The sequence below is a fragment of the Arthrobacter sp. MDT2-16 genome (assembly GCF_054510925.1).
In genome coordinates this window covers 205,227-214,446 of sequence record NZ_JBTNDP010000006.1, presented here as the reverse complement: position 1 = coordinate 214,446, position 9,220 = coordinate 205,227, and the positions used below count along the sequence as shown (strand labels likewise).

Sequence of the window (9,220 nt, the reverse complement as noted above, 5' to 3'; positions counted from 1 at the left end):
GGCCCGGGCTAGTGCCTGGGCCCGACGATCCAGGTCTCTGAGTCATGCGGATCGACCCCGGCCCACTTCAAGGCGGCGACTTCCACATCCAACAGGTGTGCCGTTGACCCGTCGGAGCCGAGGAGATCCTTCGAGGCTCTGAAGGCCATGTCGCTGGCGACCAAGGTTTCCATATCGCTGCTGATGGCATCGAACTGCCCGGCCAGGAGCTTCACCGCGACTGCCTCGCGCGCGGCTGCCAGTCGAGATTGCTGCGCCTCCTCCTCCCGGATCCTTGCCGCCTCTTTCTGGTCCAGGAGCTCGGCGACCCATTGGGGCAACTCGGACGGGTGGTGCTTCGACCGGCGGGCATCCTGCACGGTGATCTGCTTCTTGATGCCCTGGCGCTTCATGGAATCCGTCAGAACGCGCCAGGGCAGCTCGAGGATGTTCGCGGCGCCGACCTGCACAAGAGCACTGTTTTCCCGGTGCAGGCGCCGTCGCTCAGCCTTGGCTGCAGCTCTGGCCGCCCTGGCTACGGGGTCGGGTGTGCGCGGCATGGAGTCAGTGTGGCACCCTGCGTCCGGGATGAACCAGATGCGGCTAGGAGTTGCGCAGGAACCAGGACCGTCCTCGCCGTAGGGCAGTGGAGAGCCGCCTGACTGCATGGTCCAGCTCCGCGTACCCGACGTCGTGGAACGAGCCCATTCCACCGCGGTACAGGGTGAGACCCTGGGCTGACGCTTCACGGAGACCGCGTCGATTCGTGACGCCGGCGAACAGTCCCTCGAGCCAGTCCGCCGTGTGAGCTCGCTGCTCATCCTGGCCCAGCAGGGCAGCCGCGCGGAGTTCGGCGGTGGCTGCAATGATCTCGTCCCTGGCGGCTTGGACGGTGCGCTGCTGGTTGGTCATGTGGCAATCCTAGGCATCGCGCTGGTGGCCCGGTTCATCCCAGCCCGGTTGCTGCGGCCAGGGTCTGCAGGCCGGAACGGCCCATGCTGGTGATCGCCCAGCCGACGCCGCCGATCGCGTAGGCGCTGATCGGCACGAGCAGGCACCACTCGCGGATGGACCCGGCGTTGCCGAGGACTGGGACGGCGAAGTAGCCGTTCTTCTTCCACATCCAGTTCACGACCGGGATGGCTCCGTTGGCCTTAGGTGGTCGGATGGTGAACGGGTGGACGAGGTTGCAGCCGCCGGTGGTCATCATGTCCCCGATGATGCGGATGATGACGCCGATGCCCATGGCCATCGGGAACCAGAACTGCTCGTCGGGTGCGAACGCGGCGATGAAGGCACCGGCGGCTATGCCGACGGCCATGACACGAAGCGGACATCGCTGCGGGCGTCGTTGAGCGACATGATCGCCAGATGGTCCCTCGGCACGACCGAGATCAGTGCCTCGGCGATCTTGAACAGCGCTTCCCATGCAGCGCGCTGCTTGTTGTCGCTGGGAGTAGGTCAATCATTGAGGAGCTCGCGAAGGAGGCGGGTTGCCTCGTCGGCCTCGCGTACGCCTCGGTGCTCTGCAAGGTCTGCGGCGATCACCGCTCGGGGGAGGGGGCGCGGAATGGCGTCGCAGATGTGCAGCACCACGTTGGCGTCATGGCCGCCGGCCGTGGAAGGAATGAGGAGGAGCTCCCGCTGCACCTTCGCGAAGTCTCGGCTGGTCACATACCCTTCTGCTTCTGCGTTCGCGAGCAGGCGTGTTTCAGGGTGCGAAACACCTGATAGAACAATGCGCTCATCTGAACGAAGGGTTTCGAGATCTGCGCGATCCACGGCCAGGTCGGTCCTCGTTGCTCGGTTCCTGACGAAGGACATGAAGACACCGACCAGCTCCTCGTCTGAGACGGCGCGGAGATGGTGCGCCCATCGCTCATGCTGCCCGAGCACCTCACGGCTGATCTCGCGTGACGGGTTGCCGGACAGGTATCGCAGGAAGGCCCAGGCGCTGGTCTCCGTGATTGGCCGCCCCTGCCGGCGAGGGCTGTATCGTTCGACGTCCACCGCATTTAAGACCCATGCTCGCCCGACCCGGGTTGCAGGGAGATCGCCGGCAGCGATGAGTTGGCGCACTCTGGCCCCCGTGACACCCAGGCGGCGGCTCGCGTCGGCCACACTGATCTTCATGCGTCTTACCCTAGCGATAGCGCAAGGGTTGGCCCGAGCATTCGCAGGCCTACCTGAGCGTTCTCGCTCGCACCTCTTCGATGAGGCCGTCGAGCGACCCGCGGCGATACTCCGTGTCGCAGCAGCCTCAAGAGACCACGCAGGTCGACCCAAGCGAAGTCTGAGCGAAGAACTCATCGCGAGCCGAAAAGCGCTCGGCACGGCTGCGAGAGATTTTTCAGCGCCCTTTGGGGCAGGAAGAAGAAGCCGGTGCACGAGTGCGGCGAGGGCCATCCGATTCATCCCTGCAACGACACCTGCGCCTAGGGTCACAGGTCACGAACGCGGCTAGGCGACCTGGTTGGCATCCAAGTGGCTACGATGCCGTCCCCGTGGGTTAGTCGACGGTGTAGTCCATGCAGAAGTCCTTGAAGTCCTCGATGACCCTCTCGTCTTCGGCTTTCGAGAACTCCTCACCGTCGATCTGCTTGATGAGGTGCTGGGCTGTGGGCTTCACCGCGCCGACGCCATCTTCGGCCAGGGTCGCCAGTGTCTCCTGGACCTCCTCGTAGTTCTCAGCCGTGATCGGCATGTCCCCGGTAAGCAGGCCGCCCAGGAGTCCACAGTGGGCAGTCGCCGTGTTCTTGTCGATGTCGGCATCCACGGACCCACTTCCACAGGCGGTCAGGACGAGCAGCGAGGCGCACAGGACTACAGCGGTGAGACGAGCCTTCAAGGTTCCCCCAAGGTGAGTGTTTCCTGCATCCTATCGGGCAGTCAGGGTGGTCGATGTAAGTGATCCGGGCGCGGCGCACCAGCACTACCTGAGGACGAACTCCACCTTCTTGCCGCAGTCCTGGCCCAGCGTCTAAATCCTCCGGCCCTCACGTTGCTCGTCGTTAACGAATTTGAGGACGCTGATGGCGGCGATGTCGTTGGAGACAGTGACCTTGTGGGAATCCATATGACCTATGTGTGCGGACGACGAAGGCCGCCTCCCGGGCGGGAAGGTGGCCTCATCTTTGCGGCGCCCCTCAGTAGGAGAGGACACCTGCCCCGACGGCGAGGTTGTGGATCATCGTCGTGTACTTGATGGTCTCCAGCTCGAGCTCCCGGTCGGTGATCTTGCCACTCAGGATGTCAAGGCTCGCCCTGATCTGGATGATGTCCGCTTCGTTCCACTTCTCGACGGGGACGAGCGGCTTCACCTCGTCGAGGGCGAAGGTGCGGATGTCGCGCATGACCGCCAGCGGGTTGTCCGTGTAGGGCCCGTACCCGGCTTTCACCGCTTCCTCGAAGGTGGCCGGCGCGGCCTGGACCTCGGTGATGGGCTCAGCTGCACGAGGCGTAGCCGACGCGGATGGCGGAACGCTGCTCGGGCTGGCGGTTGGAGTGGATTCGGTGGCGCCCGCGGAGCAGGCGGTGAGAGTGATGGCGAGCAGGGCTGTCAGGCCCAGGGCATGCAGAGTCTTCAAGGTGTCCTTCTGATCTTCGATGGTGCCGGTACAGGTTATCCGGCGGGGGAGCTGCGTCCGGGGAGCTAGATGCCCATGTCGTCGTGGACGCCGACGGTGGCGAAGGTGACCTTGCCGCCGTTGCCGCGCCAGAAGTGCAGCCGGCGGGCGGAGGCTGCGTTGACCTGCAGGGACACCCTCCACGCGGTACCGAATTCGGAGCTCTCCCATACCGGGGCGCCGCCCTTGGCGCCGTCGCGCAGGCGGTGCATCTCCCGGCCCGGCATGGACTCGGCGATGCCGGTCAGAACCTCGACGGCGACTGCGACGATTTTGGACCGGTCCACGCCCCGGATCGACTCGACGCCCTCAATGAAGCCGTCCTGGAAGCCGTACTCGGGCAAGGGCAGGGACCCCTTGGATGCGGCCGGGATGCGGCGGACCCATTCGAGGTAGACATCGTGGCGGAACTGGTCGGCGAGGTCGGAGAAGAGGGGTCCGTCGTTGGCGGTCTCGATGGCCCGCGAGAGCTGCCTGGTCCTGGTTGCCCGGTCGCGCTCGAGGCGGATCTCCTCGCGCAGCCGCTCGTTCTCGCGGGTCAGGCGCGTCATGTCCGATGACTGAGTGTCGAGGTCGCGGTTTGCTCGGTGTGCGGCCTCCAGCGCGTTGATTCTGGCTCGCTCCACGAGAGCGAGCTGGTTGCGGACGCGGTCGAGCTCGGCGCCGCCGGGCGACGGGGCGGGAACCGGCGTGGCAGGGGCCTTGGACCGTTCGTCATCGAGCTGAGCGGCGAGCCGGTCCTTCTCGTCCTGCAGCGACGTGAGGGTGTCGTGAATGATCCGCATGGCGCCGGTGAAGTCGACGGCGGGAGCCGGCGTCTCGTTCAAGGTGGCATCTTCTCCCTCGGCCTCTTCGAGGACGTCGGCTGGCAGGACAGTGATCTCCAGCCACGGTGCTGCACCCTGGATGAAGGGGAGAGGATCGCTGACCTCGGTACCGGCAGCGGCCTCGACGATGCGCCACTCCTTGCCGTCACAACGGCCCACCTGCTCGACGGTCACCGCGACGACGGTGTCGGCGGCATGTGCCGAAGGGAACTTCACATCGAGGCCGGGGAAGAGCGCGGCCTTCTTTTCGGTGAGCACCAGCGCCGGGTAGGTGCTCCCGGCGACCATATGGTCGATGGCCTCAGCAGGGGTGTGCGACATTGCAGAGATGTCCATGACGTTGTCGTCAATGACGCCTTCGACCGTCAGACCGGGCTGCAGCAGCCGGTTCGAACTGATACCCGGCGCGATCGATGAGGTGTCGATGCGTGCCATCACTCCACCGGTCAGCTTCACCAGGGCGCCGTCGGGTGCCATGAGCATCGCCACGGTGCCGGTACGGGCCAGCTTCGGTGCAGGGGACGGGGTGCTGATGACGGAGGTTCGCTTCACTGGCGCAGCGGCAGGAACGGCCATGGTCGCGACGTCGGCCGCGACCAGGTCTATCAGTCCGCGGTCCTCGGCCTCGGAAAAGGCGTGGCGGAACGGCGCCTTCCAGGGACTGGTGGTCCACTGCCGGCCGGTCGGGTACGAGCGGATGGCTCCGCCGTAGACGGAGGTATCTGTGGGCATGACGTCATCGAAGTCGAAGGCGACGCTGGTGGACGCGAGGACGTACACATCGGCTTCGGACCCGAGGCACTCCGCCAACCTCTCGGGGTCGACGAGGGTCCCGCTGTAATTCGGCGAAATGACGACGACCGGGCTGTAGCGGGAGGGGGAGACCAGCAGATCCGCCAGCTCGGCAGCATCCTTGCGTGTCGAGATCGTGCGGTATGACATAGACAATAATGTCCTTCTTTCCGGCGAGGTACAGAGCATATGCGGCGGCAGGATTCGCGCTACCCGGTCTGCGCGGTGCCGTTGGGCGAGGCGATCATCGACCACTTCCCGTGCTGAAGGACCGAGATGAAGAATTGCCCGCATACTGATTCGCAGGCGGGGCAGACGAAGGCGCTGTAGGTGGTCCCGCTCGCTTTGGTGCGCCGGACATCGATGTCGGCCTTAGCCACGTCGCAGTCCACCACGTCCATCCAGCGGTCAACCGCGCGGTGTACGAGAGGGTGGTTCTCGAAGCGCTTCGGTCCCACCTTGACGGGATGTCCGGAGGGGTCTCCACTTTCACCCAGTAGCCCCGCGGTGTCCAGGCGTGCCAGATCAGCATCAGCTGTCGGCAGCGGTCGTGCCAGCACTGGGTGACCGCTGCGCGGACGTGGAGGTTCTCCATCGTGGGGACGACGTGGTGACCGTATGCCGCTTCTGCAGGGGCGGTCCGCCGGTGCATGTCGTCGACCGCGGCCTACCACTCGGCCCGACGTCGCTCGGCTTCCTCATGCTCCCGGGCCCGCTCGTCCTTCTCGACCGTAAGCTTTTCCGCCTGCCGTGAAGGGCTTCCATGGCGCCAATTGTGCCCTCGCTCGAGTAGCTCCCTGATCGCTGCCCCCAGCCCGCTGACGCGCAGGTCGAGGTTGCTGGAGGACACGGGCAGGCGCAGCAGATCAACTGCGGAGTCGGGAATGTCGGACGTCTTGCCGAAACCGGTGGTCAGGGTCGGAACCTTGATCTCGCTGTACTCGAGGTCGCGGGCAATCAGCCACACCGGCATATACCCGCTGTCGAAGTAGCGCTGCGACCGCCGCTGGTACTCCTCGGGCGTTTGGCCAGAGAGCTGGACCTCGAAGGCGAAACGTTTCCTGCCGTCGTCGGATACGGCCATGATGTCGATGATCCATTCGCGCGAGGGGTGCGGGTGTTCGATCTCGGCACTCCACCCCGGTACGAGGTCGATGGCGTGAGCGATGGCCGCTTTCATCGCCTGATGCTGCGAGCTTTCGCCCCCGTGATCGACGCCGCACTCGGTTACCCGGTAGTGCGAGAAGAACTGCGTGGGTCCGCGGTTCTTCGCGACCGCCCGGATCCCGCATATGGGCATCGCAAGCCGCTTCCGGTCATCGGATTCCTTGAGCCCGAACCAGTCGTCCTCTGCCAGGCTCAACGCGTCGATACGTTTGCCGTCGAGCTGCGCAATCACTGCCATGTGGTCCCCCTCCACCTGTGACCGGCCGCCCTCGGCCGGATGCTTGCACGGATTCAACCACGTCGTGCCGACGAAGCAGGAGACGACACCATCGGGCGCCAGGAATTGCCTTGTCCGTGTGGCAAGCCGCCGACCGGTGCGGCACGACGGGATGGATATGATCAGCAAAATCACTTCACATGGGGGTCTCATGAAACTATCTGCCGTCGCGCTGCTCGCCGGCTTGCTCCTGACTGGTTGCGGCCAGAACACCTCGGGATCTGAGGAGGCAAGGGCCGCGCCTACGGCGTCACCGACACGCTCGGCAACCCCCACCGCGAAGCCCAAGCCGACCGTAACAGCCTCCCCGAAGCCGACCTCCTACGTGGCTACGTTGAAGGATCCATACAGGGGGCTGGATCCCGAGGTGGGCAGTGCGTTCGTCGATCTCGCCATCGAGGGCAACTCGTCGCTCGGCCACCAGGACATCGGCGGCATGGTCGACCTTGCCCTCGACATATGTGCGATCTACGGCTGGGGCGGTACTAACGACGAGGTCGCAAAAAGGATGGTGTCGAAGCCCGGCCCCTCCTTCAACGTCCTTCAGGGCATCGCAATTCGCGGTGCCGGCATCGCGACCTTCTGTCCGGAATACACCGAGTTGAGCGAGAGGCCGTAGCTGCCAGAACCGCCGACGAGGAAGGCACGCCCGGAATCACTGAGCGGTCCTCCGTCGGCTGGCGTGGATCTTGTCACGCGGCCTGCTGCACGGTCTTCAGAAGATCCGTTGACTTACGACGCCAGGCCGCCTGACGGGTATCGCTGAGCAGAAAGTAGGAATCGCCCGAGGCGCGGACCATGGCTACGCCCACTTCCTTCACCTTCGCCTCGGTGCTTGAATCCATTCGCGGCGGTCAGTCCGGTCTCGCGGTAGTAAAGCAGCTCCTTGATGCCCTCGCGGATGTCGGTCATCGCCGTGTGGCGTTGGCCTTGGCGGGTATCGCGTCCTAGGCGGGACGGTCCCAGCGGCGCTGGAGCTCGCCGACCGAGAAGATGTCGATGATGCGGTAGTCCATGGGGGTGATCGGGCGAAACTGCTCGATGACGCCGAAGTCGAACTTCACCGAGTTCGCGCCGATGACCGTGCCGCGGTACGTGGGGCCGTTGTAAGCAGGGACTGCGTGTAGGGGAAGTGAGCGGGTGAGCAGCGTGGCGTGGCCCGATGTCGCGATGGCCGAGGCGAAGGTTGCGGCCCGCTGGCTGAAGGTGGTCGGGTTGGTTTCGATTCCGCTGGTACGCGCGAAGTGGTAGATGACGTGTCCCATGCAAGGAAACATGCGGAGACTTGGGCCGCACCCCTGTGCGACCCGAGGCCGCAGATTAGGGCGATCCAGCCGTCGGAGATCCCGCTGGGATCAGGCCCTAATCGCCCACCGCAGGTATCGAAACCGTGCCCGGGCTTCTCTACGCTTTCGATGGTGTCTTCGACACGGGGCGTAGCCCTGGCATTTCAGTGGTGCTTGTGCGGTTTGGGGGACCCATTCTGCGACGCTTCCCGTCAACCATTCTGTGTGCGGCACTTCGTCCCGGCCGATCAGATTCTGCGAAGGAATTCCCCTCGCGGTGCGTGGGGGCGCTCTGCACTTCGTGCGGCGCGCGTGTCGGGGCATCGGTCCAAGGGATCCAGACATTGCGCCTGCAGCGGGCCTTCATAAATGGCTGGCTATTGCTCGTCAGCACAGTGACCGCTTCGCGGGATGCGCTGCGCGCGGCAGTGGGTGGGACGAGTGGTACATCCTCGGCTGAACCGTGGTGGCACTCATGAAGACCAGCGCCGCGCGCGGCTGGAAGAGCCACAGAGGTAGGCAGAATGCTCACCGTGACGTTGCCGGACTGTGCATCATGTCGATCCTCGATGCAGTCTGCTCCGCTCAGCGGATTCAAGTCCGGCCTTCGACCATCGGCGTGTGCAAAGCGCACCGCGGCGCAGCCGTTGACACACATGATGCGCAACACACAGCGCAGCATGAAGGGAAGCATAGAGGCGACGGCGCAGCCAGAGACTGGAACACATGATGGGCAGCACCGCGCCCAACGAGCTGTCCACCATGACGGATCGGGAAGCATTCCGCCGCCCGCAGGGCATCACTGGACGAGAGTCGATACACCGACAGATGTCCCACGGTCCCGCGGCGCAGCCGCCTGCACGGCCGAGGTGTTGCACCCGCGCAGACGAGGATGCGGTGGCCGGAAGAGAGCGCAGCGAACGAGAGGACACGCAGCCGCCGCGGGAGACGAGTACCTGGCGCGCACCGCCCTGATACATAGTCAGGTCACCAACTGGAAATCACGCGCGCAGCGCGGCGGCCCGCCGCCGCCACGCATCCGAGGATGAAATGAGTCAGCCCGAAGGGCGCGCAGCGCCCGAGGAGTTTGACGACACAAAGATTTTCACAACGGGAGACGCAGACACATCGAGAACCATGACGGTCCCCACAACGGGATCCACCAAGGATGAGGGCCGAAGGCCCGAGTCTTCTTAATATGCCCCTCCACCCGCCGCCACACTCGCACACCCGTCACCGACCCGCAGCTCGCTCGTCCTCAACGAC

Annotated in this window: 12 protein-coding genes; 1 reads left to right on the top strand and 11 read right to left on the bottom strand. The window is 64.9% G+C overall.

The features are described 5' to 3' along the window. Positions 1 to 8 precede the first annotated feature (8 nt). The 9 genes from ACX80N_RS12475 to ACX80N_RS12435 all read right to left on the bottom strand — a co-directional run bounded on the left by ACX80N_RS12475 (position 9) and on the right by ACX80N_RS12435 (position 6,629). Positions 9 to 539, bottom strand: a complete 531-nt coding sequence (locus ACX80N_RS12475) for a hypothetical protein (RefSeq protein ID WP_459339642.1) — start codon at positions 537 to 539, stop codon at positions 9 to 11. Between the two features lie 43 nt (positions 540 to 582). Beyond that, positions 583 to 891: a hypothetical protein gene (locus ACX80N_RS12470; RefSeq protein WP_459339641.1), complete on the bottom strand. Its 309-nt coding sequence runs from the start codon at positions 889 to 891 to the stop codon at positions 583 to 585. A gap of 34 nt (positions 892 to 925) precedes the next feature. Further along, entirely contained in the window at positions 926 to 1,300 is a 375-nt protein-coding gene (locus ACX80N_RS12465; RefSeq protein WP_459339640.1) for a hypothetical protein, read from the bottom strand. Positions 1,301 to 1,440: 140 nt separating this feature from the next. Next, positions 1,441 to 2,112, bottom strand: a complete 672-nt coding sequence (locus ACX80N_RS12460) for a helix-turn-helix domain-containing protein (RefSeq protein WP_459339639.1) — start codon at positions 2,110 to 2,112, stop codon at positions 1,441 to 1,443. Between the two features lie 376 nt (positions 2,113 to 2,488). Next, a complete protein-coding gene (locus ACX80N_RS12455; protein ID WP_459339638.1) occupies positions 2,489 to 2,755 on the bottom strand; it encodes a hypothetical protein in 267 nt (88 codons plus the stop codon). Positions 2,756 to 3,125: 370 nt separating this feature from the next. Beyond that, positions 3,126 to 3,566 (bottom strand): hypothetical protein, encoded by a 441-nt coding sequence (locus tag ACX80N_RS12450; RefSeq protein WP_459339637.1) that lies wholly within the window; start codon positions 3,564 to 3,566, stop codon positions 3,126 to 3,128. A gap of 65 nt (positions 3,567 to 3,631) precedes the next feature. Continuing rightward, entirely contained in the window at positions 3,632 to 5,374 is a 1,743-nt protein-coding gene (locus tag ACX80N_RS12445; RefSeq protein WP_459339636.1) for a hypothetical protein, read from the bottom strand. Positions 5,375 to 5,433: 59 nt separating this feature from the next. Continuing rightward, complete coding sequence (locus ACX80N_RS12440) at positions 5,434 to 5,604, bottom strand: hypothetical protein (protein WP_459339635.1); 171 nt, start codon at positions 5,602 to 5,604, stop codon at positions 5,434 to 5,436. Between the two features lie 287 nt (positions 5,605 to 5,891). Further along, positions 5,892 to 6,629 carry a competence protein CoiA family protein gene (locus ACX80N_RS12435; protein WP_459339634.1) on the bottom strand — a complete coding sequence of 246 codons (738 nt, stop codon included), beginning with the start codon at positions 6,627 to 6,629 and terminating at the stop codon, positions 5,892 to 5,894. A gap of 157 nt (positions 6,630 to 6,786) precedes the next feature. Between ACX80N_RS12435 and ACX80N_RS12430 the strand changes: the two genes are divergently transcribed. Then, the gene (locus ACX80N_RS12430; RefSeq protein ID WP_459339633.1) at positions 6,787 to 7,287 is read left to right on the top strand and encodes a DUF732 domain-containing protein; all 501 of its coding nucleotides are present in this window, start codon (positions 6,787 to 6,789) and stop codon (positions 7,285 to 7,287) included. Between the two features lie 73 nt (positions 7,288 to 7,360). Here the strand turns inward: ACX80N_RS12430 and ACX80N_RS12425 are convergent, their stop codons facing one another. Together ACX80N_RS12425 and ACX80N_RS12420 are read right to left on the bottom strand one after the other, a co-directional pair. Continuing rightward, entirely contained in the window at positions 7,361 to 7,513 is a 153-nt protein-coding gene (locus tag ACX80N_RS12425) for a hypothetical protein (RefSeq protein WP_459339632.1), read from the bottom strand. 102 nt (positions 7,514 to 7,615) lie between these two features. Then, the gene (locus tag ACX80N_RS12420) at positions 7,616 to 7,933 is read right to left on the bottom strand and encodes a hypothetical protein (protein ID WP_459339631.1); all 318 of its coding nucleotides are present in this window, start codon (positions 7,931 to 7,933) and stop codon (positions 7,616 to 7,618) included. Between the last annotated feature and the right edge of the window lie 1,287 nt (positions 7,934 to 9,220).